The sequence below is a fragment of the Flavobacterium sp. PLA-DH12 genome (genome assembly GCF_059511845.1).
Genome location: NZ_JCAMPD010000006.1, coordinates 281,614 through 306,658, shown reverse-complemented (window position 1 = coordinate 306,658; position 25,045 = coordinate 281,614). Strand labels below are relative to the sequence as shown.

The following is a 25,045-nucleotide window of genomic DNA, read 5'->3' as shown; positions in this document are numbered from 1 at the left end:
CATATCACATCTCACACTTCACATTTGACAAATCACATGAATATGAAAATAAAGAATTTAATTTTTTTAGGAATAGTGCAGTCCTGCTTTTTTCTAAATGCGCAGAATTTAGATCCTGTAGAATATGTAAATCCGTTAATGGGAACGCAGTCTTTGCATAATCTTTCCAACGGAAATACGTATCCCGCCATCTGCAGACCTTGGGGAATGAATTTCTGGACGCCTCAAACTGGAAAAATGGGCGACGGATGGGCGTATACCTATACAGCAGAAAAAATCAGAGGGTTTAAGCAGACGCATCAGCCGTCACCTTGGATGAACGATTACGGTCAGTTTTCGATTATGCCCGTTACTGGTAAATTGGCTTTCACCGAAGACGAGCGCGCGAGCTGGTTCAGCCATAAAGCTGAGGTTTCAAAACCTTATTATTACAGCGTTTATTTGGCTGATCATGATGTTACAACCGAAATTACGACAACAGAAAGAGCGGCGCATTTTCAGATTACATTTCCAGAAAATGAAAAATCTTCTATTGTAATCGATGCGTTTGATAAAGGTTCGTATATCAAAATAATTCCTTCAGAAAATAAAATAATTGGCTACACGACTCGAAACAGTGGTGGAGTTCCTCAAAATTTTAAAAACTATTTTGTGCTGATTTTTGATAAAAAGTTCTTAACCAATTCAACTTGGATTGATAAAGTTCTGAATGCTGATAAATTAGAAGCAGAAGGAAATCACGTAGGCGCAGTTGTTGGTTTTCAAACCAAAAAAGGAGAAAAAGTAAATGTTAGAGTGGCATCCTCTTTTATAAGTCAGGAGCAGGCAGAACTGAATCTGAAAAACGAATTAGGCACAGCAACTTTTGAAGAAACGGTTTCACAGTCGAAAGCAGAATGGAATAAAGTTCTAGGAAAAATTACTGTAGAAGACAATAATATAGATCAGTTAAGAACTTTTTATTCTTGTTTGTACCGTACAGTCTGTTTTCCTCAGAAACAATATGAAATTGATAAAGATGAAAAAATTGTACACTATAGCCCATACAATGGAAAAGTCCTTCCGGGTTATATGTATGCAGGAACAGGATTTTGGGATACTTTTCGTGCTTTATACCCTTTGTTAAATCTGGTTTGTCCTTCTATTAATAAAGAAATGCAGGAAGGATTAATAAACGATTATAAAGAAGGCGGATTTCTGCCAGAATGGTCGAGTCCAGGTTTTAGAAATGTAATGGTCGGAAATAATTCTGCTTCTGTAGTTTCAGATGCTTATGTTAAAGGATTACGTGGTTATGATATCAATACTTTGTACGAAGCTTTACTTCATGGCGCCAATAATGAAGGCCCGATGGATGCTGTAGGTAGAAAAGGAGTTCAGTATTACAATACTTTAGGATATGTTCCGTATGATGTAAAGATCAACGAAAATGCAGCGAGAACGCTTGAATATGCTTATGATGATTTTACAATCTGGAAACTGGCAAAAGCGTTAAATCGCCCGAAAAAGGAAATTAGTTTGTATGAAAAAAGAATGCTGAATTACAAAAAACTCTACAATCCAGAGATAGGATTAATGAGCGGACGAAATAAAGACGGAAGTTTTCCGGCCAATTTTAATCCGTTTAAATGGGGAGATGCTTTTACCGAAGGAAACAGCTGGCATTACAGCTGGAGTGTTTTTCACGACATTCAAGGTTTGATCGATTTAATGGGCGGAGAGAAAAATTTCACAGCAAAATTAGATGCCGTATTTACAATGCCTCCAATTTTTGACGACAGTTATTATGGAGCTGTTATTCACGAAATCCGCGAAATGCAGATTATGAATATGGGACAATACGCTCACGGAAACCAGCCAATTCAGCACATGATTTATTTATACAATTACGCGGGAGAACCTTGGAAAACGCAATACTGGTCAAGAGAAGTCATGAACCGTTTGTATAAACCGACTCCAGACGGATATTGCGGAGATGAAGATAACGGACAGACTTCTGCTTGGTATATTTTCTCAGCAATGGGATTTTATCCAGTTTGTCCAGGAACAGAAGAATATGTTTTGGGAGCGCCTTTGTTTAAGAAAACAACGGTACAGTTAGAAAACGGAAAACAGCTTATTATCAATGCGCCAAATAATTCAGAGACTAACAAATATGTAAACGAATTAAAATGGGATAATGCTCTTCATACTAAAAATTACATCAATCATTTTGATGTATTGAAAGGGGGAGAATTAAATTTTGATATGACAAGTTCTCCCAATTTTAAAAGAGGCACAACAAAGGAATCATTCCCATATTCTTATTCAACTTCAAAATAAAATATATGCAGTCACGTAGAAAATTTATAAGAAACGCAGGCATTTTTTCAGCAGGATTATTGGCACTTCAAACAGAAGCTTTCGGATTTAATTCAGATGCTTTTCCTTTTCCGCTAAAAGATTTTGTTTCCAAAAGGCCTCCTGTTGGAGAAAGAAAATTTACAAGTAAAGCAATTGAAGCCGCTATCGTACGCATTAAAAAGCAAATTGCTAATCCAGAATTAGCATGGATATTCGAAAACTGTTTCCCAAATACATTAGATACAACAGTCGATTTTGAAATTATTGACGGAAAACCAGATACCTATGTCATTACAGGCGATATTGATGCCATGTGGCTTAGAGATAGCACAGCGCAGATCTGGCCATATATTCCGTTTGTAAAAGAAGATCCTAAACTGGCAGAACTGGTTAAAGGAGTAATTAATCGTCAAGCGAAATGTATTCTGTTAGATCCGTATGCGAATGCTTTTTATAAAGATTTTACGAAGGAAAGCGAATGGAAACATGACCTTACCAAAATGCAGCCTGGAATTCATGAAAGAAAATGGGAAATTGACAGTTTGTGTTATCCAGTTCGATTAGCGCACGGATATTGGAAGGAAACAGGAGACATCAGTTTATTTGATGCCAAATGGAAAGAAGCTATGCTTTTAATCCTGCAGACTTTTAAAGAGCAGCAGCGAATGGACGGTAAAGGCGGGCCATATAGTTTTCAGCGTCAGACAGCATGGGCAACAGATGGAGTTCCGTTAGGCGGTTATGGTTATCCGGTAAAACCATGCGGATTAATTGTCTCGACTTTCCGACCAAGTGACGATTCTACTTTATTCGGTTATCTGATTCCAAGTAATATGTTCGCTATTGAAATATTGGGCTATCTGATTGAAATTTTTTCTCTTCCAGCTTTAAAGGATAATGATTTGGTTGCGAAAGCCACAAAATTAAGAGATGAGGTTCAAAATGGACTTAATGAACACGGAATCATCAATCACCCGAAATTCGGAAAAATCATCGCTTTTGAAGTAAATGGATATGGTAGTTTCCACATGATGGACGATGCCAATGTACCATCTTTATTGTCATTACCATATTTAGGTGCAATTGCTCCAAATGATCCTTTATATCTTAATACAAGAAAAGTAGTATTGTCAGAGAATAATCCGTTTTTCTATAAAGGAAAAGCAGGAGAAGGTATTGGCGGTCCGCACACCGGAGTCGATACAATCTGGCCAATGAGTATTGTTTTGAGAGCCATTACAAGTGTAGACGAAAAAGAAATAAAAACCTGTATAAGTAACCTGATCAAAACAAACGCCGACACTGGATTTATGCACGAATCGTTCCATAAAGATGATGTGAATAAATTTACCCGTAAATGGTTTGCTTGGGCTAATACATTGTTTGGAGAAATGATTGTACACACCAGTATTCATTATCCTCAAATTTTAAAAGACAAAAATATCTAGTACTAAAGTTTAATAAATAAAAATGAATACATCACACGCCATTGGGCTAGATATAGGAGGAACTCATATTACCGCTGCGGTTATCAATAAAACAGAGATGAAAGTTCTTGACTTTTCACTTTGTAAAGAATCTTTTGATTCGAATTTGCCAACAGATCAGGTTATGAGTATCTGGAAAAAAGTAATCAGAACGTCAATTGAAAATTCTAAAGTAAAAGATATTACTGGAATAGCGATTTGCATGCCTGGACCTTTTGATTACAAAAACGGAATTTGCTGGATTAAAGATCAGTCTAAATACGAACATTTTTACGGATTAAACATTCGTGAATTACTTCTAGAAACTCTTGGTTTTCCTGCAGATTTTCCAGTTCTTTTTGAAAATGATGCTGTTTGCTTTGGAAAAGGTGAAGTTTTTAAACAACAGGAAAATCTTTCAAAAAAAGTAATGGCCGTAACATTAGGAACTGGACTAGGCGCTTGTTTCATTGATAAGGGGGCATCAATCAGTTCAGGTAATTCTGTTCCCGCTGATGGAGAAATTTACAATTTGCCATATAAAGAAGGAATTGCAGAAGATTATGTTTCGGTTAGAGGTCTTTTATCGCATTACAGATCTTTAAGCTTTAACGATCTTAATAATGGCTTAGAACTGTATGATCTAGCTAAAAATGGTAATCAGAAGGCAATTGAGGTGTTTGAAAGAATGGGAGAGGATTTAGCGGCAGTTGTTATTCCGTGGATAAAAAACTTCACAGCAGATCATATTATTATTGGCGGAAAAATTGCCAATGCAAGCGATTTGTTTTTGTCTTCATTTAATAAAACAATTCAGAAATCGGGTTCTGAAATTCAAGTTTCCATTTCAAATGATAATGAAGTTGCAGCATTATTAGGAGCGGTCAGTTTCCTTTGCGATTAAAAACAAGAACGGATGAGGTATTAACTCATCCGTTTTTTGCTTTACTTATCTAACATTACTATCTTGACTGAAATAGAAAAGCCTTTAAATACGAATATTTAAAGGCTTTTTATTTTTTAAGTTTCTTATGAAACTTCATCTGGCGGAGAAAGAGGCTCCGCCACCTGTATCGTAAGCACCAGTAAACACTGGGTGTTATGTTATGTCAAAAAAAGAAGGGCACTAATAGGGCACTCTTGAAATTATTGGGTTTATTAACCTCTGTAAATGTAGGAAAAAAAATCGAAAAAAGGCATTGGAAATTCAAGAAATTGCGAATGTGATTTTAAATTTCGGTATTTTTTTATAATTCCTGATTGCAATATAGGTAGGATAAACGATATCCATTGGGCATAATGGAAAATCCATTATGCCCAATGGAGTATGTCTAGTATAATGTGTAGTGCACATAATAGATTATTAGTTTGTTTTAACCATTCATTTCTTTTTATAAGTTTACTAGGTAAATTAATTTTTTACTATTGATTATAAGTGTACAATAATTTTCAAAGCCATTGATGAATAAAAAAACGTAATAAAATATCTTAAATCAAATTGAAAGATTATTTTTATGATCTAGATTTTAAATAAAGATATTTTTTAGTACTATGAATGGCAATTTACATGTTTTATTGAGTAAAATTAAAGGGCAACAACATCTTGAAAGAATTTTTTACAAACAAAATATAATTCATTTAGTACAGGAAAATTATTCATTATGGGATATTTACAACTTATCTGAAGATAGGATTTCAACATTTAATAAAAAGACAAGAGATCTTATAAATGATTTAAAGAAACGAGTTGATTCTAATATTGAATATTTTGAAAATTATAATAAATATGTAGTTAATACGCCAATAATTATATCTGAAAATCCAGATCATGATAAAAGTGTGGCTGAACAATTATTACAGAGTTTGACAGAGATATCTAATGTCTTAAAATTTAAAACATTCTTACCGGTCAATTTTTTTGATAAAATCGAGTATAATTCTTTTTCACAATTATCTAATTATATGGATAATTATTTCGGATTAAATGGAAACGATCATTTAAGTTTTGAAAGTATTGCTTCAAAATATCATAAAAGTTCCGAAAATGTTAGAACAAATTTATTTGATTACAAAAATAGAGCAGATTTATGTGATTTGTTTTCTTTAACAGGAGAGGAAGGCTACGGTTTGGCTCTAAATAAAACAATTTTAGGATTGATTTTAAAAGGACTGGAAGATAGTTTATATACTTCTGATTTTTTAGATTATTTTAATTTCAACAATAATGTAGATGTAGAAATTATTAAAAAACTACTAGAATTGTTTAAACTTGAATGTATTGAGATCCTTTTTGAAAATGAAATAAATAATTACTATACAATTGTAAAGAAAAATGAAGCTGGCTATTATCGGTCACATATACTTATTCTTGATGAAATTTTAAGAGATGGTCTTAGCCTTTCAAAAAATATTATTATTGAAAAGTTTTCTCAAATTATTCCAGGATTAAAATCTACCATACTCAATAAATATATAAAGGAAAGAGGGCTAGACGACACAATTTTAGAAAGATTATTAGAGAATTACTTTAAAATTGAAATTGTTGAAGAAGAACAAGAATTATTATATCAGTTTAATTGGGTATATGTTTCCTCTGTAAATGCTAAAGTAACTAGAATCCTTAGAGAAGATGGAGAATCAATGCTTAAAGAAGAAATTTTAAAAGAATATAATAGTAGATCTTTAGATTCGGAGATAATTTCCAGCTCAAGTGAGTTGCATATTAAAAGATCGGATAAAATAAAACCAATTGGTAAATTGGGACGATGGTTTTACAGTGATAATGAAGATGGTGTACTTGAAGATACTATTGAAAAGTTTATAGATAAAACTATTTCAGAAGATTTTAAAGGAAAGATAACATTTTATCAATTAAAAGAATTTATAGCAAATAGCCCATATAAATTATATCCGGATAATAATTTAAGAACAAATTTGGTATTGTGCTGTCGAAGATCAGTGACTGATGAAAATCTTTTTATACATCAAGATTATCTGGATTCATATCCCGAAATAAAAACAATCGAAAAGAGGAATCGTTATTTAGGGAATTCATTAATTAAAATTATAATTAGCATTATTCAAGAAACAAAAGATAATAAAATTGAAAAAGTAAGATTAGAAACAGAAACCATTGAGAAACTTCTACTCGAAGAGTCAAAAACAATCAAAAAAGGGAATTACTACCAGTACCTTACGAAATTTGTAGATTTGGGTGTTTTAACTTTAAATAAAGTTAATAATGTTGATTTTTATTCTATCGATGAAGAGGAATTAAAAAATCATGATCTAGAAAAACTCGGTAAGAAGGCAGAGCCAGAATACAAGAAAAATATCCGTTCCCATGCGGTACATTATCTAAAAGAACATAAGAAAGCAAAGCTTTCGGTTATTAAAGCTGAAGTTTTGCATTTTATGCCTAAGCATGTATCGTCACAGAATTTTTATAAAATTTTTGATGAAAAAGATCTTTTTATTAAAGAGAAGATAGGAAATGATATTTTGATTTCTCTTGAAACTTCTCTATTACCAGTACCACAAGAATTGCATGTAGAGGTTAGGGAAGAGGCTACTGAATTATTAGGTTCAAAAGCCGTTGTTGAGAGGAGTCGCTATCAAATGAGTAAATTGAAAGATCAGGTTGTTAATGAACTCTTTTATGAATATAAATCATATAAGATGGATAAAGGTATTTTGTCTAATAGTTTTGATGTTTTCTTGCGGACTATTTCGGATACAAGCGGTAATATTTCACGTTGGGGAGATTCGTTATTACAATCCCTGTATGAGGTTCTTTGTACAAAAACTGACATATATGATCGTGATACTTGTGTTAATAAGTTGATTACAGGATATGAAACATACCTAAGGTCATTTGTCCCATCGTCCGAAAATAGAACTTTTACAGGACAAGCGGATGTAATAAATTATTTTGATTCGGTTTCGGAACTGAGAAGTTATAAGTTTATTGACAAACAAAATAGAACAGATATGCAGAAAACTAAGTTTTCTTATGTTTTAGATAGAATAAAATACCTTAGTGATGTGAGTAGACATGATAAGAATCATGATAGCTTGGATATGGGGCAAAAAGAACTTATAAATAGTACTTTTGATTTTCTAGCTTTGTACCTGTATACCGCTGCTCTTATTGAAAAACCTCTATAAATTTTAAAATAATAAATGAAATTTAATAATAAATTACGTGATGTTAATTAGTTATAGTTTGTGGTTTTAAGGAAAAAATTGGCTTTTAGATTTATTAAAAATAGAATTATCTATCTTTGTATATAATGATTTATGTTAATATCAAAAAGTCTTTAAGCAAATTATTAATCTTTAAATTTCTAGAGATAGCTTTAATGTAATTTAATATCAAAAGTTTATTTGTTATTCGAATTTAACTTTTTGAGAGTAATGTAATGATGACGACTCAATATATACTAAGGTATTGTTGTTTCATTAAAATTAGATCTGATTAATTCTGCTGTTGCAATAATTTCTAGAGGACTTAGGAAAGAATCAATTGTTGCAGATTTCTCATATCTAATTAATAGTTATAAGTGCGCCTGTATAATGCTATAGTTTTTATTTAGGGACTTTTATATCTCTCGGTAGCGTAGCATCACGATTTTTCTTCTAATGCTATTTTAAACTTTCTACTAAAATTGTGGTGCGGTAAACTTTGATTCAATTAAAATGTGTTTGATTTTTTTTATTCCAAGAATATAAATCTAAAACGACAATGAGTGTCGCGAATATTTTTTATTTTAAAAAAAAAGTGATAGGAATTGTCATGATGATGAAACGCTTTAACAATTAAATTTAAATTTTTATTTCATACTCCTTTATCTTCTTTTCTAAAGTATTAATTACACAGCCTAACAGCTTTGATGCTTGCTGCTTGCTTTTTGCTATTTTAAGAACTTTTGTGATATGTAATTTTTCAGCCGTTTTTAAATCTAACTTAAATTCATCCGAAGGGTTTAGTAATCTTGATGGTAAAGTATCCTGTAAAACAATATCATTATTAAAAACGTAAAGATTTTCAATTAAGTTTTCCACTTCACGAACATTTCCGGGAAATGGATAATTTAAGATAAATTGCTCTATATCTTTACCTAATCGCAATTTTTTAGATCTTTTAAACAACTTTCTTTTAGATTCTATGAAAAAATCAATTAATTCTTTTTTTTCAGTCATACCTCTATCTCGCAAAGGAGGTAAAGTAAGTTCAGTTACGGCGAGGCGGTAGAATAAATCCCATCGGAAATTGTCTTCAGAACATCGCTGAGGAAGATCTCTGTTTGTGGCAGCTATAATCCTTAGATCAATCTTCTTCTCTTTAGTATCTCCTATCCTAAGTATCTTTTTTTCCTGAATAACCCTTAGCAGCAACTGTTGCATATAAGGTGAAATGTCTCCAATTTCATCCAAAAAAACTGTGCCGCCCTGTGCTTCTTCCAACAAACCTTTATGGTCAGCGACTGCACCAGTAAAAGCCCCTTTCGTATGACCAAATAATCTCGATTCTAGGAGTTCATCTGTAAAGGCAGAGCAATTGATGGCAATAAATGGCTTTTCATATCTTGCTGAATTTCTATGTATATAATTGGCCAGATGCTCCTTACCCGAACCACTTTCTCCATAAATTAAAGTAGTCACCTGATCAGCTTTAGCAATCATCTCTGCTTTTCTATAAATAGGTTTCAATGAATTAGTTATAAGATAATCCTCTTTATGATCTACAACACTTTCTTCTTTAATTATACTTCCACCTGGAATAGTAGATTTTACTATCTTCATATCCAGCAACTCTGCCTTACCCGTTTTGGAATACTTTCGAGGTCGAACTTGAAACATTTTTGTATTAAACATTCCAGACTCATGAATCAGATACCATGAAATCTGCATCGCAGAAGTACCTGGAGAAAAGAAAATACTAATCTCATCTTCCTTAAACTCCCTCATCAGTAAACCGTCTACCTTGCTTTTTATTTGCGGTATATTAATAACATCAACAATATCTAGGTACTGAGTCTCAATAGTACGGTTAGGAAATTTTTTATTTAGCTCAGTCCTTAGTTTTTCAATATAGATATCGGGTTTGTCTCCTTTCTCAGAAGATAAAATCACATGTCTGTCATGATCAAAGAAATCTTTATGAAAATTAAAATTAGGGCCATTTTCATCAACCCCGATAATTTGTCTTGTTTCTGGATTTCTGGTAAAATCATGCATGGTAGCGACCCATGAAATTAATGTTTTCATATCATTTTTTGATAATTATAAATCAAATATTGATATAATTATTGATAAAAACAAACATAAACCAATGAAATATCGTCTGGCATACTATTCGCCATATATGTGGCAGTTAAAATCAGAAAGAAGAAAGGAGGTATTTAAAAATGACAGAAAAAATCAGTGCATAGAGATGCAGGAACCGGAAAGTTTGTAACGAAACGTTATGCAGACAAACATCCCAAAACAACTGTTAAGGAAACAGTAAAAAAATCCAAATAAACTCTCAGAGTTTTTTTTGGTTAACTCTATTTATAAACAATAAAATTTTAGAATATGGCAATAATCATAACATACGACATCCCTTCAAAACATCGGGAATTCAAAGAAAAAATGATTGAATTGGGATATACAGATAGTATTACAAATACTGAATGCAAAATACTTTACTTCCCTAATACTACCCTGTATCATGCTAATAAAACAGCTGTTGCCGCTAGAGACGAAGCGCAAAAGATAGCTAAAGAGCTAGGGGTTCATCTAGAGAGATGTGTTTCCACAATTTGGAGTAATTGGGCTGCAGTATGCGGTGAACCTTTTAAATAATATACGATGGATAAAGAAGTGAGAAAAAAATTTAAAATACTTTCCATAGATGGAGGCGGGATAAGGGGACTTATCCCGGCCAAAGTTTTATCTGAGTTAGAAGCAGAATTACAAAAAGAAGAACCGGACAAAAAATTACACGAACATTTTGACCTTATTTGTGGCACGTCTACAGGAGCAATTCTTGCAATAGGCCTTGCTTTAGGTATTTCAGCCAAAGAATTGGCTAAATTCTATGAAGATAATGCTAAAATTATCTTCCCAAGATTTGTCTTTCGTTTTTTGCCACGTAAAAGTAGAGCGTTCTTTAATGCAATCTATAGTAATAAGCTATTATTAAAAAAGCTAAGAGAAGTTTATGCAGAGACTAATGGAGGTAGAGATCCACTAATGAACGATCTAAAAAATAAGGTGTGTATACCTGCATTTAATGGAAATGATGGAGCAATAAATGTTTTGAAAACTAAGCATCATCCAGAATACAGAAGAGACTATAAACTTCCTGCATATCATGTAGCGATGTCTAGTGCATCTGCACCAGTGTATTTTCCACCCCACACTTTTTCATTTAAGAACGAATTTGGAGAAGGAACTAATATCAATATGATTGACGGTGGAATATTCGCTAATAATCCCGCATTGATTGGTGTGTTTGAAGCAACTGATAAGCTTGATATTTCTATTGGAGACATCGCAATCTTATCATTAGGCACTGGTCAAGGAAAGCAAATAATAAAGCGGTCTTGGCGTCCAAAGAACGTGTTTGACTGGTTATTTCCGAACCCCAAGTTAGTAGATTTAGTATTAGACACACAAGCGCAGATCACGGAACAATATCTTCTCTTTTTACAACGTGCTCTGAGCAAAATAGGCAACACATTCAGTCATTTACGTATCCAACATGATATGAAGGGTGATAACATAGAATTAAATTCATCCAAAAGTAAACATATAGATAGAATGAAGTCAATAGGGGAGGAATTAGCAAAAAACAGATTAACAGAAATTTTAACTTTTTTAAAACAATAACAATATGGCAAACTGTAACAATTTATTTCAGGATTATCATGATAATATATCAATAGGTTCGAAAAAGAACGAGAAAATGAAAAACTCGAAAGAAGGGCTTCGTAAAAGAATTAGGGAATGGTTTAAAGCAAATCATCCCGAGTATGTGCCATATTTCTATATACAAGGATCTTATAAAATGAAAAATGGCATCCGCACAGCAGAAGACATTTGTGACTTAGATGATGGTATATATTTCTTTCGAGCACCTGATGTATCCGCCTCAACCCTTAAAGATTGGGTTAAACAAGCGGTAGATGGCTACACTAATATTGCTCCGGAGAATCGTAAAAAATGCGTCCGTACAATTTTTTCAAATGATTATGAAATAGACCATCCAGTTTATTGTAAAGAGGATGGAAAAGAATACCAGATAGCAGTCAATGGGATAGGTTTTGAGGATAGCGATCCTAAAACAGTAGTAACTTGGTTTGCTTCCAAAAAGGATAAAGATGGGCGATTATTAAGAAACATCAAATATCTTAAAGGATGGGCTGATAATCAAAGTTTTAAAATGCCTAGCGGTTTAGCTCTGACGATCTTAGCTACTAATGCTAAAGAATTAATTGTTTTAAATGAGCGTGATGATATCACAACACGTGATATTCTTAAGGAAATAAAAAAAGAACTTAATAAAGATTTCAAATGTATAGTTCCAGCCGTACCAAATGATAATTTGCTAGAAAATTATGCAAACAAAGAAAAGTTTTTAGAAGCACTGGACAAATTTATAGCTGATGCGGACTCTGCAATTCGTAATACTAATCAAAAAGAAGCCAGTAAATTATGGCGTAAGAATTTAGGTGATAGATTCCCTGTTGGTGAGGATAAAGAAGATGTTTCTCGTAATACAGCAGCGGCTACTGGTGCAATGACTTCATATCCATTTTGTTATGAATAAGTTGTATGATAGATTCGCTGAAGAAGCTCGTGAAGCGATGAGTAGTTTTCCCGATTTACAATTATGTATTCGGGAAGATTCTCTTCCATGCCTTACTGGCGATCTCGTTCTTTTTGATGAAAATGATGTCATGTATGATAAATATTCTATAAGAATAGAATGTCCGAATGACTACCCAAATAGTTTTCCTTTAGTTTATGAAACAAACCAAAGGTTACCGCACAATATTGACTGGCATATTTATGGAGATGGTCATTTTTGTATCTGCACGCCAATTGAAGAATACATTTACTGTGCAAAAGGAATTATGCTTACAAGTTTCATCAAAAATCAAGTTGTTCCTTATTTGCACAATCAAAGCTTTAGAGAGAAAGAAGGTTATTTCCTAAATGAAAGATCTCATGGCTCAATGGGAATCTTAGAATCTCTATACGATATTTTACAAATTAATGATCTAATCAAAGTTTATTCTATACTTGTATATATTTATGAAAATAGTAAGCCACCACGTACCTCAAAATGTTTTTGCGGAGCTGACCGAAAGTATAGGCATTGTCATAAAGAAGCATATGAAGTCCTAAAAAGTATTGGTCAAGAGAGATTATTTATTATAATCTCTTACTTAAAAAGAATTTATAATATCTAACACATCATTGTGGGGTTAATTGGTAATAATTTCATAACTAAAATGTTCACTTGTTGCATACCAATCTTGGTGTTCACTTTTATATGACACTGTTTCATCTTTAGCCACTAGAATTTTATTAAGTTTTGGAGCTTTATCTAATAATTTTCTTAAATTTTGGTCGCGATTTATAGGATTCTGATAAACTAATATGTAGTTATTTAATGGATATTCATCTATAAGATAGTTTAGAAAATTTGCTATTTCATTTACATCCTCAAGATTCAAATTAGATAATGAATTAGCACAAGTTATTATAACCGTATGTGCTAATGTAAACTCATCTTTGTAGTAAACCGCATTATTATTTTTCAACTCTTCGCATAAATCAAAAGTATCAATAGTTTTAAACGCGCCTGATTTAGTAAATTCTTTAGCTTGTTCAAGCATCGTTTTTGAAACATCAATTCCTAAATAATGTATTTTACTACTAATCTCAGTTTTAAAGACATTGTTAAATGCTAGAGAAGCGGTTAGTGGTCCACATCCGAAGTCAATAAACATTATCCTTTCTTCTGTATTCTGAAACCTAGACAAAAAAAACTCTTTGTGATTAAGAAAAATTTGCTGTACCGAAACAAAGTGCTTTCTCATTTTCCAATAACAATATAACAAAACGTTTTCTTTCGGCGTATAATAAGTCAGGAAACTTTGGCTATCGATGAGTCCTCCTAAATTTTGTTGATAATTCAAATCAATCTGTTTGTCAAAATCAGCCATTCCATAGCATATAAGATTATTACGTGTAAAATCCGTATTTAATCCTAATATTTCATTTGGCCATTTTGTACGTTTATCATTTTTTACTACTGCTTCTATCTTATTTGCAAATACAGTTTTAAAGGGATCACTAATTTCAATAGTTTTTATTAGTGGAGTAGAAGTAGTCTGGTCAGGAAAGTAAATCGGCTGATTTTTCAATATCTCAGATAGAGGCTTGTCAATGTAGCCCCCCTTTGATTTACAATATTCTATCAATCTTAGATATATAAGATTATTCGATAATATACTATCGTTGCCGATTAGAATCATCTGTTCACGGGCACGTGTAAGTGCGACATTTAACTTTCGATCTACATCCCCTTCATCATTTAAATTAATCATTCCTTTTAATTGAAAAGGATTATTTACAGAAAAGGAATAAATGATAATATCACGTTGACTACCTTGGAATCTCTCAACAGAATCGACAGTGATCTTTTCGTAATCAGGAATGCAAGCCTCTTCCATCTTCTGTTTAATCAGAGCTATTTGATTTCGGAAAGGCGCAATAATTCCTATCGTTGTTAGGGGATCGAAATTTCTATTATTGTTTTCATATAAGGCTATGATATCTTTAATAATATAGATTACAAAATCTGCCTCGTAAGTATTGAATTTTTTATAGAGATCATCAGATTTTTTATTATTAAAAAAGACTAATCTCTTTTGACTTAGTAATTTCTTAACGCTATGAGTACTAGATTCTGAAAACTCTAAATTTGCGACCTGTCTATGTAAAGATGTTTTAGAAGTATCATCAATGCCTGGCGCATCATAGGCTTCGCGTAAAAGACCCTTGTAAAATGCAAAATTAGGAAATAGTGAAATGTCTTTGTGCATACGCCCTTGATAGGTTAGTGTATCATAACAATCAACAAGCAAATTATCTTCACAGAATTTGTAAAGACGTTCAAACAGAGAATTCTTTCTATTAAACAATCCAATAGATTCCAGTCTTTTATTATTTGTCTTTGATCTTTCAACAGATTGAAAAGAAATTGCAGGTAATTGCTTGTGATCACCGATCAATATAAACTTTGTAGCTTTTCCTAATATACCTACTAATTGAGGTTCCAAAATCTGAGAAGCCTCATCAACTATTATGTAGTCAAAATCTTTTACTTTAAAAATATGCTCTTTGCTGCCTATTGAAGCCACAGTAGAGATATAAACATTATTTTCCTTAATGATAGTTGTCACTTCTGCACGTCCAAATCTTTTTCCTAAATCCTTTAATTGTCTTTCTTTAGCTTCAAGAACTACATCTAATAGATTATCATGGTATTCCGAACTGCTAGACAATTTAGATCCAAAACGTATAAAATTCTGGTCACAACTTTTTTCACTAGCATTGTTAATTGCTTGACAAAGTTCATCAACAGCACGGTTAGTATACGCTAATACAAGAATGCTTTTTTTATTTGCTATTAGTTCTTTAACTAGGTTTTTGATAATGATGGAAGTTTTTCCTGTGCCTGGTGGGCCATTTAATAAAAAATAATGATCCGCTGATAAAGCTTTATTAATAACCATTTGTTGCTCACCAGAAATAGAAGGATTTTTATAACCGTAGTCTTTAGTTTTACTTGGCTTTGCTTGGGCTAAAATTAAATTTTTAAAAGATTGATTTTCTCCTAGAAAACTATAAAGATTTCGATACATAGAATTAAAGGAAGTTTCCATGAAGTCACTTTCTAATGCCCATTTTGCTTTTGATCCAAAAGAATTAAAAAATGTTTTATTGCGTTGCTTGTATCTGGAATAAAGGATAACAGAATCTGTGGTGATTTCTTTTATTGTACATTTAAAAATCTGGCTGTGAGAAACTATTTCCGATTCACTATTACGAGGATATAGAACACAAATGTCACCTTTCCTAAAATTCACATGCTTATTTTGTTGATCATTTGTTCTTTTAAACTCAATAGTTTGTTCTTCCTGATCAATTTTATTGCTTACAATTTCTAAATCATACAGAATTTCAAATTTACTTTTCTTTTCTTCAAAACTATCCAACCAAAGTCTAGCCAAGCCATTTGAGCCATTTTCTCTATCTTGTTCTGGACTACCTACCTTACTTAGAAAGTGCTCGTAAGAGATATAATTTACAAACGAAATGAAATAGTTTTTCTCTAAATCTGAAGCAGATGCAATAGGTTTGAGAAAATCTTCCAATTGAGGTTCTATCTTAGCTCTAAAGTTAGGGTGAATATCTTTATTGATAATATTCTGAGCATTAATCATCGCCAGAAGAGATCCTGTAGATTCTTCATTATCTCCTATTAAAAGGTGCTCTATTGCAACAATCTTATTTCTAAGATTAATTATTGTTTGAAATCCATTCAAATAAGCTCCAATATTTCTCAAATTGCCTTGATTAGGCTTTGAGTACAAGATAAATCCTTGCACTTTATTATTTATTTGCCCAACATTCAGTTTTTCTATCTGGGAATATAGTAGATAGTACATAAATAGCTGGGCTTGATGATTATTTTTTATACTAACGCCATCATCTGGGAATGGAGCACTACCTGATTTTAGCTCTATGATTTTAGATAGGCCACCTGCTCTTCTCCAATCAAGCATATCCATTCTCCCTTGCAATCCAAATTTTTCGGATAAAAATGAGGGTTCTAAAGACATATTTTCTAAATCAATATCAAGTTGCGAAAAATCGTTTTCGATCGTTTGTTTAATTTTAAGAAACTGTCTTTGACTTTCTTGATGATATTCAATAAAACTTTGTTGTTCTGAGATATCCTTACAAGTAGTATATTCAAAAGGACTTGTTTTAAAATGTTTTACGAAAGTATTATTGAAATCAACAGGGGCTAAAGGATTCGAAAAAACTTCATCTACAACTAAATTTGCAAAATTTCCTAAAAGTATGTATTTAGAGTTAGCTACAGTTTCAAATTTTGATTTGAAAAACAGTAATTCAGTTTCTCCGTAATCTTGTATACATTCTGCGATAGAGGAAACATCCAGAAGATAATCGGGTTCCAATACAATGATTTTAGGATGAAATATTTCATTGGCATCAATTTCTATATCAACAAGATATAAAATTGCGCCTACCCAAAAATCTTTACATGATGTAATGATTTGGTTGACTCCATTTTCCAATATCTGAACTGTTACTAGTTTCTCAGGCGCAAACTCATGATCTTTTATGCTTAAAGCATCAATACTACAAATCAAATGATTCTCTCTTTTTTCAACTATACAAACTTTAGCTTCACTTAATCTGATGTTTTTAATGATAGGAAACTCTTTAAAATTCTTTTCAGATGATAATAAACTTTGCGGGACATTTATAGAATAAGTTACTTTAAGAAAATCAGCAAAAAGAGAAACGTGGTGTTTATAATCGTCTTCCAAAGGAATAAGACTTTCATGTAACACTTTGTTTGCTATAATCCTTAGTCCGTGAATAGATTTATTTGTATTATATGTTTGACAAACAAAACTTAATCTAGAAAAGAAATCAGAAAATTGAAGAGAGATTGTTGATGTAAGGTCTTTACAAACCCTTTCTAATAAACTTCTTAGCTGGGGATACTTTATTGATAAAGACAAAGATTCATTCTTATGAATACTTTCTAATTCTTCGAGAAACTCTAAGGCTATAATTTTTGTTGTCATTAGTAAAAAGAATAATATTAAATTCTATGTAACCAACAATACATTCAGTACGTTGGTATCTAAACAAAGATATTTAAAAGAGAATTTGACTAATTATGGAAAACCATAACATCTATTCTTAAATGGATTTCTTATAACAAACATCGAATATTAAAAGGAAAATTGATCAAGTAAAAATACCTGAATTCATGACAGCTTAGCAAAAAATATACTTTGGAGATGTTAACATTTAGAAAGTTATATTACAGTAATATAAAAACGAAAAATATTTCAACAAAATCTTTTTCTAAATAGTATACCTCATGTTTAAATGATATAGAATATTTTGATAAATGAAGAAAAGCTTCAAATATCTCTGAAGCTTTTCTTCTATTAAAGCGGGAAGCAGTCAAATTATAATAGTGTTAGTACTATTATAGTTATTGCATTTCAATCAAAATTTAGGATTTTTATCCAACTTTTATGAAACAATCAGTAATTATTCTTTACTCCATTTCATATTTAATGCCCACTTGGCATGTCATGCAATTTCAAATTGATAGCTCTTCTCTCTTTCGCAGTGACCTAATCTTTTAATTAAATATTCATCAGCCCATATATAATTCTCACTGTCTCCATTGGCTAATAGATTTACAAGTATACTTTTTTGCTCATCATTTGCTAGGAAATCATAAATTTCAAAAATGAATATCCCTTTGTCACCACTATCCAAATCCAGTATTGGTGTTTGAATAGTTCCTTTATATTTGTAATCGATATATCTGAATTTTTTTGAGGGTAGTATTTTAGTTGAAATCAGTTCTTCACAAAATTCCCTCCATGGTGATGTTTCCCTATCTTCTTTGGATTTGAACCACTCAATAAATTCTATGACATTAATGCCTTTTACAAAGATTCTTAAATCATTTTTTGCAATTCCTTTTTCAGTTTCAATAAGACGATCCGTTTTTACATCAAGCTTTTGAAATATTACCTCTGAACCGGGCAGAGTTTTAAAGGCACCTCCAACTGGTTGAAAATAATTTCTTCGGCTGCTTTTTATCAATAAATACTTACCGTCAACTTTAATTCTAAATAAATATGCAATGGAAAGCCTTATTTCTTTTTTTCTGTAAAGTACCTGTGTCTGGTAATAAAAGTATAGATTATTTATATTTTGCAGAAAGGTCAGTAAAGTGTAAAACAAAATTCCACCTATAATTTCTATTGATAAATTAAAGATTGTGCTAGAAATTGCATCATTTTCATCAGCTGGAAATATGGTTCGAAATAAGATGAAACTTCCAAAAATTAAAAGTATTATCATATTAGATTTTCTTGTTGTCATATTATTTCTGGACTTGGAGTTATAGATGAAATTACTTCTTTGATGATATCAAAAGTTAATGGTTTATTAGGGTATGCCTTGGCAACAGCTTCTGGTAAAACTTTCAATCTTATGTCAGAAAAAGAATATCCTACTTTATCGATACCTTTTTTTAAAGATAATTCTGCTAACTCATTTAATTGCTCTACAGTAAAGGTAATTCCTTTTAAACTTTTTTGATAAAGTTCAATGCACTCCTCTTTTGTTGGTCTACTAAATTCAAGCACAACAGCTGCACGTCTTAAAATTGCTTCATCAATAAAATGAAGTCGATTAGTGGACATAAAAATAATGGCACGACCGTTTAACTCTCTTATTTCATCGATCTTTTGAATTAATGTATTGACAGCTGCTTTTTCCTCCTGATGCATTTGACTTGTTGATCTTGTAGTCGCTATTGCATCTGCTTCATCTATTAATAAAAATGCTATTCTTTTTTTGCCAGCTTGTTCTTTTAGTTGAGAAAATGCATCATTAACCAATTTACCCATTTCTCCATGTAAACCTTCTCCTCGAACACGAGTACTTAGCTTGAGAAAAAAACCTTCTTTACCTAGTTGGCGAGTCATTCTATCGGCAATTGAAATAGCAGATATAGTTTTACCAGTACCAGCATCACCTGCGAGAATGATGAGCGGGTATTTATCTTTTAACTGTTGAATTATTGGTAGTTCCACCTTATGATGCTGTTTACTCCAATCCGTTAGGCTTCCTTGATCTAAAAGTAATTTCAGGTTATTATAAATCCTTTCGAATTTGTTCTCAAAACCAATTAAGGAGTCGGTTTGAGTTTGAACTTCTTTGCTGGGAAGCTCGGTTATGTTGTCAAATATAGTAGCCATTATTTAAAATTTGTTTTTTGAAGTTCGTATCCTTTGTTTGCATATAGTTGGGCATTCCCTGAATTGAGATGTGAGAATGAGGTATCGATTGATGTAGAGCCCCAATTTACCCTGAAATAATTGTCTTTTTGGAAATCTTTTCTTTCTTGTTCACTCAAAGTAAACCAATTGCTTGTGTAAGATATTATTACGGTTAGACGTGTGTTATCTCTGTTTTCCCAATCATTATTTTGTCCAGGGCGATCACTATTATATGAACTGCCATTATCATTTACAGAAAATTTTGTTGCTCTTAAAACGTAATCATTAGAGTTCTGTAGTAAAGCAATAGAAACCGTTTGCAAATACCCCTTTTCAGCTAGTTTGATAATATCATGTAAAATATCATCCACTTCACTCATTGACCATTTACCAGTTCTTCTTGCAATTGTTCGTATGTCAGCTTCGCAATTTTCAAATGTTTTGCGAATATCTACTATTGTATAGGTATTCGTGTTTGTTCTAGTATTATACATGATTATTGAATATTAAAAGTTGGACCAAAAACTGTTTTCCATTCTTCAAAGGTGCTTCCTTCAGTTTTAATAGATTGAGCATAATTCAATGCATCAAAAGCTTTTTCGGCTTCGTCAATAATTTCATTCCATTTGGACTGATCTATTTTCTTAGCCGCATTATTTTCATTATTAGTATCATCGGCAACGTAAATAGGAGTTGAATAAGAAGGAATACTATTAATGGCATGATTAAATTTTATGACTGGGAAATTAGAGCCACTTACAAATTGAAAAAAGCGTATAATAGCTTCTTCTATATTTGTCTCTATTCCTTGCTTCTCATCTAGATAAGGAACAATTAATTCAATCGAAAATGAAGAAATTCCTCCCTCATAATCGGTAGGCTTTAATTCTTTGTAATTTTTCCAATGTTTCAGCATTCTTACAATCGCTGTATAGCTGGGATTATCTTGACGTTTTTTTAGAGAAAAATCTAAATGATTTTCTACACTGGTAATGTATTTACCACCACCGCCTCTTTGTGGCTGCCAAACGTATCTTTGAGGTGCTACAATAGGAACAACAGGTACGATATCTACTTCAAGTCCTGATCCTGAAAAACGGATGGTAATGGATTTTGTATTTCCTTTCGCATCAACATCGCGATTAATATCTTTTTGAGGATAGATTTCTTTAAGATATTTCACGATATAATCATGCAGTTTTTCCAGGTCGTTTTGAATATTATCATCTCCACCAACAAAAAGTACTAGATCAATATCTATGGGGTGATCACCAGAAGCTTTTAGAATTGTTCTTTTTTTTCATGAACCTGCCAAAAGAAATTTAGTTACTTTAAGGCCTGTGCTTTGGTCATTTTTGATTTTGTTTTCGAGTTTTTCTTTGAGATTATTGACTTGATCTCGATACTTCTGCATGTCTTCACTTTGCAGTTTGATTTTGTCAACGAAGAAGAGTAGTTGATTGTTTTCTAAATTCATCTTTATAGTATTAATAATTAACACTACAAAGATCTAGTTGATGTGTGCAATATATGTGCACAGCTGTTTTTTAATTGAATATGGTTAGGTAAAATCTATTCATTTAATTATGTAAAGAGTTGTAAAATATAGAAATAATAAATATCTATGCAAATATTGCATTTTCGTTTACATGATTAATAACCTGAATAATTTCCATAATTTTTTCTTCTTCTGGGAAAATACCAAAAATACCTTGATCATGTTGCTCATTAAAAGGGGATTGAGTTAGTAGTTTTTTTTCAATCACTCCATTTTGATTTAGGTACTGAATAATTTTTTGAATAAAAGTTATTTGATTAGCATTTAAATTACCTTTCGAAATGAATTCAACGAACAATTCATTAACAATTTCGACATCAAGACCAATTATATTACGTATAAATTTCCCTAGAGGCTGTTCTCCATACTCCTTAACAAATCTATCCTTACTTTCTAAAGCTTCTTTTAATAAAAAATCTTCTAATAGGTTTAATTCCTCAATTGTTATCGGGAGATTTTTATATAATTTATCAATAACGAGATGAGATTTGTTTTTTCTGATAAATGCTTCTACACGATCTTTATAGCTTTGTAATGAAGTATAAGTTGCCAAAACATTAACTTCTTCTACTTTGTCTAAATTAAGTTCGTCGGTAAATGAAGTATATATAGGCTCAAGTTTCTTTTCATCTTTAAGAAATTGCATTAAACTTCTAAGTTCGGTTCTGAAATTTTCAACCTCAATAACGTTAACAGTATTCCAAAATTGCCCTTTTTGTAGTTTTTTAATAGTCTCTATTTTTGAAAGTACCGCAGGGATGTTCCTTTTCGTAAATAGTAAATTTACAATTTCATAGACATTATGAATATGGGTAGATTTCGTTTTATCGTCTGTAATTAAAGCTAATTGAAGTTTATGAGTTAATAAATCAAAGCGTTTTGCAAGTTCATCTTTATCTTGATTGAAATCTATCAGATGTGATAAATTGTTTTCAATATTAAGAATGTCACTTTGTAAAAGATTGTTCCAGCTTTCACGTTTTTTATACTTTAAAACGTATCTCCAATGTTTACGAACTTCAAAACGACTATCATTAAGTCCCTTAACTAATTGATGCAGATTATCTGTAAATTCTATTTGAATTTTTTCCTGTTCTTCTGTTGAATTATGTAATTGTCGAATTGATATTACAATTTCAAGTTTTATATTAAAAATTTTCTGTGATAATGATAAAGCTGTTTTTTGAGTTTCTCCATCCGGATTTTCTCCAAAATATTCAAAATTACCACAAAAGTCAAATATTAAGAAATACTCTTTATCCTTTCCTGGAGCAAAGATATCTGGGCATAATCGTGTACCGCGACCAATCATTTGCCAATATTTTGAAAATGACTTAACTTCTTTGAAAAAAACAAGATTTAGAACTCTAGGAGCATCAACTCCAGTATCCATCATATCTACTGAAACGGCTATTTGAGGATCCTTTTCATCTCCTTTATCAAAGCAAAATCGTTCCAATAAATCTTGTGCTTTATCTTCGTAATTATCAATGACTCTAAGGAAGCTACCTGTGTATTGAGGATAATTTTTATTGAATCGCTTTTCTATAAATGCAGCATGTTCATGATTTTTAGCAAAAATGATGGATTTACCCAATTTATCTCCACCAGCTATTTTCTGACCGTTGGTCATTAGGTAATCTAATACTTTGTCAATAGTGTCATCATTATAAAGCCAAGTATTAATTTTGCTTTTATCAACATTGAGTATTTCATTTTCATCACCAAACTGAACTCCAAAAACTTCTCTAAAACGAGTTTTATCTGTTTCTGAAAGATCATTGTACACAATTCCTTGTCTTGGAAATTTCAAAGGAATTTTAAAAGCTTTTGGAGGTTTTAGATAATTGTCTTCAACAGCTTTATTTAATTCATATGCATAAGTTGGATTATCATCCTCAATTTCAAATAAATTGTAAGTGTTTTTATCAATTTCCTTTTTTGGTGTAGCGGTTAATCCAACTAGTATGGAATCGAAATAATCAAAAATAGCTTGGTATTTTTGGTATACAGATCGATGTGCTTCATCTATAATTATTAAATCAAAATGACCAACACCATAAAAACGCCCATCTTCGCTTTTTAAGCTGTCAATTTTATTTAAAATGGTAGGATAGGTTGAAAAAACAACTCTGGTGCCGTTGTCTTCTTTTTCTTTTGTTAAATCAATAGCTGATAGATGAGGTAAATGTTCTTTAAAGGCATTTTTAGCTTGAGTTACCAATGCATTTCTATCAGCAAGAAACAAAATTCTCTTAGCCCAGTTACATTTGGTAAACAGATCAACCATAGCAGCTGAAGTTCTTGTCTTACCGCTTCCTGTTGCCATTACTAATAATGCTTTTCTGCTTTTGCCTTTTAGTTTGTTTTCGTTTGTTGTTACCAAATGCTCAGCAACACGTTTTATAGCTTCAAGTTGATAATATCTTCCTGCTATATCTGTATTAACTTTAAATTCTCGTAAATCTTTACGTGATAATCGCCTTTCAATATGAATTTGTAATTCTTCTTTGGTATAAAATCCCTGTATGAGTCTTGAGGGATAGAAAATATCATCCCATATATAAGTTTCAAAACCATTACTGTAAAAAATTATTGGACGCTGTCCGGTACTTTTCTCTAAACAATCAGCATAAAGGCAAGCTTGATGTTTTCCTTTTGTGGCGCTATGAATTGTACTTTTTGCTTCAACTATTGCTAATGGTAATCCGTTTTCTCCCCATAAGACATAATCTACAAAACCTTTTCCAGAAGGATTAGTAGTTAAGGGCATGCCTTTAACTTCATATTCTGTATCCCTGCCTTGTTTAAGATTGTCCCAGCCTGCTTCTCTTAATAAAAGATTAATTAATAATAATCGGGTTTCATTTTCAGATGTAAGTTCTGGAATTTCTTTTTCTTCAATTACTTCTCGGTAACGTTCCTCTTTACGTTCGCTAATAAGTTGTAATTGTGTTTGCAATTGTTTGCGAAGTAAATCGTTTTCTTCCGCTAGTTTTTCTTGTTCTTTTAATGCTTTTTGAGCTTCTAGACGTTGTTTTTCAAGCTGGTCAGCAAGTATTTGGAGTTGTTTTTTGTTTTTGTCGTTTGTATCTCCATAAGGAATCACTCTTTCATCAAATTCCTGAATATCCGGATTTGCCTCGCTGTAGTATTTGCTTAAAAAAGATAGAAATCTAAAACTATTTTTTAGAGATTGCAGTGCCTCAAGCGCTTTTACCAATTTTCCATGCGCTGCATTATTCCCGTTTAAGCGGATAATGTCTAGCTCCATAAACATACTTGGTTTGAGTATGTTCTTGAAATCTTCATTGTGAAGTAAAGCGCCTAACTTTGTATCATAAGGTAACTCTAAATCTTCATCATTTTTGTATAACCAAAACATTGCTTTTTCTAGAGCACTTCTGCATAATAAGGCAGCATAACGAGGTGCTATAAAAGTGTTTTTTTCAGCTTCGGCTATCTCACGAAAAATCTCTGGAAATTCTTGCTTAAGAAAAGTAAAGTTGCTTGGCATAGTTTTGAATTAGTTGGACTAA

At 31.8% G+C, this 25,045-nt stretch carries 16 protein-coding genes; 8 read left to right on the top strand and 8 right to left on the bottom strand.

What is annotated here, in order from left to right; genetic code table 11:
- The first annotated feature begins 42 nt into the window (after positions 1–42).
- From AC5ZCW_RS14235 to AC5ZCW_RS14220, 4 genes are all read left to right on the top strand, one after another.
- A complete protein-coding gene (locus tag AC5ZCW_RS14235; protein ID WP_496120595.1) occupies positions 43–2,322 on the top strand; it encodes a GH92 family glycosyl hydrolase in 2,280 nt (759 codons plus the stop codon).
- 5 nt (positions 2,323–2,327) lie between these two features.
- Positions 2,328–3,791: a glycoside hydrolase family 125 protein gene (locus tag AC5ZCW_RS14230; RefSeq protein WP_343542562.1), complete on the top strand. Its 1,464-nt coding sequence runs from the start codon at positions 2,328–2,330 to the stop codon at positions 3,789–3,791.
- A 22-nt stretch (positions 3,792–3,813) separates the two neighbouring features.
- On the top strand, positions 3,814–4,713 hold the full coding sequence (locus AC5ZCW_RS14225; protein ID WP_496120594.1) for an ROK family protein: 900 nt from the start codon (positions 3,814–3,816) through the stop codon (positions 4,711–4,713).
- 647 nt (positions 4,714–5,360) lie between these two features.
- Entirely contained in the window at positions 5,361–7,976 is a 2,616-nt protein-coding gene (locus AC5ZCW_RS14220; protein ID WP_496120593.1) for a hypothetical protein, read from the top strand.
- Between the two features lie 657 nt (positions 7,977–8,633).
- Here AC5ZCW_RS14220 and AC5ZCW_RS14215 read toward each other — a convergent pair.
- Positions 8,634–10,079, bottom strand: a complete 1,446-nt coding sequence (locus AC5ZCW_RS14215) for an RNA repair transcriptional activator RtcR family protein (RefSeq protein ID WP_496120592.1) — start codon at positions 10,077–10,079, stop codon at positions 8,634–8,636.
- Between the two features lie 309 nt (positions 10,080–10,388).
- On the opposite strand from AC5ZCW_RS14215, the gene AC5ZCW_RS14210 reads away from it, so the two are divergent.
- Genes AC5ZCW_RS14210 through AC5ZCW_RS14195 form a run of 4 tightly spaced genes read left to right on the top strand, consistent with a single transcriptional unit; the run spans position 10,389 to position 13,273 of the window.
- Entirely contained in the window at positions 10,389–10,658 is a 270-nt protein-coding gene (locus AC5ZCW_RS14210) for a hypothetical protein (RefSeq protein ID WP_496120591.1), read from the top strand.
- 6 nt (positions 10,659–10,664) lie between these two features.
- Positions 10,665–11,687, top strand: coding sequence for a CBASS cGAMP-activated phospholipase (locus AC5ZCW_RS14205; RefSeq protein WP_496120590.1), 1,023 nt, complete (start codon positions 10,665–10,667; stop codon positions 11,685–11,687).
- Between the two features lie 4 nt (positions 11,688–11,691).
- Positions 11,692–12,627, top strand: a complete 936-nt coding sequence (locus AC5ZCW_RS14200) for a CBASS cGAMP synthase (RefSeq protein ID WP_496120589.1) — start codon at positions 11,692–11,694, stop codon at positions 12,625–12,627.
- On the top strand, positions 12,620–13,273 hold the full coding sequence (locus AC5ZCW_RS14195; RefSeq protein ID WP_496120588.1) for a hypothetical protein: 654 nt from the start codon (positions 12,620–12,622) through the stop codon (positions 13,271–13,273). The genes AC5ZCW_RS14200 and AC5ZCW_RS14195 overlap by 8 nt, the downstream gene beginning before the upstream one ends.
- Positions 13,274–13,288: 15 nt before the next feature.
- Here AC5ZCW_RS14195 and AC5ZCW_RS14190 read toward each other — a convergent pair whose 3' ends face one another.
- The 7 genes from AC5ZCW_RS14190 to AC5ZCW_RS14160 form a co-directional block, all read right to left on the bottom strand.
- Entirely contained in the window at positions 13,289–17,719 is a 4,431-nt protein-coding gene (locus AC5ZCW_RS14190) for an AAA domain-containing protein (protein ID WP_496120587.1), read from the bottom strand.
- A 520-nt stretch (positions 17,720–18,239) separates the two neighbouring features.
- The gene (locus AC5ZCW_RS14185) at positions 18,240–19,046 is read right to left on the bottom strand and encodes an SMODS-associated NUDIX domain-containing protein (protein ID WP_496120586.1); all 807 of its coding nucleotides are present in this window, start codon (positions 19,044–19,046) and stop codon (positions 18,240–18,242) included.
- On the bottom strand, positions 19,043–19,927 hold the full coding sequence (locus tag AC5ZCW_RS14180; RefSeq protein ID WP_496120585.1) for an AAA family ATPase: 885 nt from the start codon (positions 19,925–19,927) through the stop codon (positions 19,043–19,045). The genes AC5ZCW_RS14185 and AC5ZCW_RS14180 overlap by 4 nt, the downstream gene beginning before the upstream one ends.
- On the bottom strand, positions 19,927–20,442 hold the full coding sequence (locus AC5ZCW_RS14175; protein WP_496120577.1) for an HORMA-1 domain-containing protein: 516 nt from the start codon (positions 20,440–20,442) through the stop codon (positions 19,927–19,929). Before AC5ZCW_RS14175 ends, AC5ZCW_RS14180 begins: the two co-directional genes overlap by 1 nt.
- Positions 20,443–20,444: 2 nt before the next feature.
- A complete protein-coding gene (locus tag AC5ZCW_RS14170) occupies positions 20,445–21,236 on the bottom strand; it encodes a CBASS oligonucleotide cyclase (protein WP_496120626.1) in 792 nt (263 codons plus the stop codon).
- Positions 21,237–21,248: 12 nt separating this feature from the next.
- Positions 21,249–21,425, bottom strand: a complete 177-nt coding sequence (locus AC5ZCW_RS14165) for a hypothetical protein (RefSeq protein WP_496120567.1) — start codon at positions 21,423–21,425, stop codon at positions 21,249–21,251.
- A gap of 145 nt (positions 21,426–21,570) precedes the next feature.
- Positions 21,571–25,023: a DEAD/DEAH box helicase family protein gene (locus AC5ZCW_RS14160; RefSeq protein ID WP_496120565.1), complete on the bottom strand. Its 3,453-nt coding sequence runs from the start codon at positions 25,021–25,023 to the stop codon at positions 21,571–21,573.
- Positions 25,024–25,045 lie beyond the last annotated feature (22 nt).

What these genes read in the sequence shown, in the direction of transcription:
- AC5ZCW_RS14200 (WP_496120589.1), top strand. Translation starts at nt 11,692, where the DNA reads ATGGCAAACTGTAACAATTTATTTCAGGATTATCATGATAATATATCA.
- AC5ZCW_RS14210 (WP_496120591.1), top strand. Translation starts at nt 10,389, where the DNA reads ATGGCAATAATCATAACATACGACATCCCTTCAAAACATCGGGAATTC.
- AC5ZCW_RS14235 (WP_496120595.1), top strand. Translation starts at nt 43, where the DNA reads ATGAAAATAAAGAATTTAATTTTTTTAGGAATAGTGCAGTCCTGCTTT.
- AC5ZCW_RS14220 (WP_496120593.1), top strand. Translation starts at nt 5,361, where the DNA reads ATGAATGGCAATTTACATGTTTTATTGAGTAAAATTAAAGGGCAACAA.
- AC5ZCW_RS14185 (WP_496120586.1), bottom strand. Translation starts at nt 19,046, where the DNA reads ATGACAACAAGAAAATCTAATATGATAATACTTTTAATTTTTGGAAGT.
- AC5ZCW_RS14225 (WP_496120594.1), top strand. Translation starts at nt 3,814, where the DNA reads ATGAATACATCACACGCCATTGGGCTAGATATAGGAGGAACTCATATT.
- AC5ZCW_RS14230 (WP_343542562.1), top strand. Translation starts at nt 2,328, where the DNA reads ATGCAGTCACGTAGAAAATTTATAAGAAACGCAGGCATTTTTTCAGCA.
- AC5ZCW_RS14215 (WP_496120592.1), bottom strand. Translation starts at nt 10,079, where the DNA reads ATGAAAACATTAATTTCATGGGTCGCTACCATGCATGATTTTACCAGA.
- AC5ZCW_RS14180 (WP_496120585.1), bottom strand. Translation starts at nt 19,927, where the DNA reads ATGGCTACTATATTTGACAACATAACCGAGCTTCCCAGCAAAGAAGTT.
- AC5ZCW_RS14160 (WP_496120565.1), bottom strand. Translation starts at nt 25,023, where the DNA reads ATGCCAAGCAACTTTACTTTTCTTAAGCAAGAATTTCCAGAGATTTTT.
- AC5ZCW_RS14205 (WP_496120590.1), top strand. Translation starts at nt 10,665, where the DNA reads ATGGATAAAGAAGTGAGAAAAAAATTTAAAATACTTTCCATAGATGGA.
- AC5ZCW_RS14175 (WP_496120577.1), bottom strand. Translation starts at nt 20,442, where the DNA reads ATGTATAATACTAGAACAAACACGAATACCTATACAATAGTAGATATT.
- AC5ZCW_RS14190 (WP_496120587.1), bottom strand. Translation starts at nt 17,719, where the DNA reads ATGACAACAAAAATTATAGCCTTAGAGTTTCTCGAAGAATTAGAAAGT.
- AC5ZCW_RS14165 (WP_496120567.1), bottom strand. Translation starts at nt 21,425, where the DNA reads ATGAATTTAGAAAACAATCAACTACTCTTCTTCGTTGACAAAATCAAA.
- AC5ZCW_RS14195 (WP_496120588.1), top strand. Translation starts at nt 12,620, where the DNA reads ATGAATAAGTTGTATGATAGATTCGCTGAAGAAGCTCGTGAAGCGATG.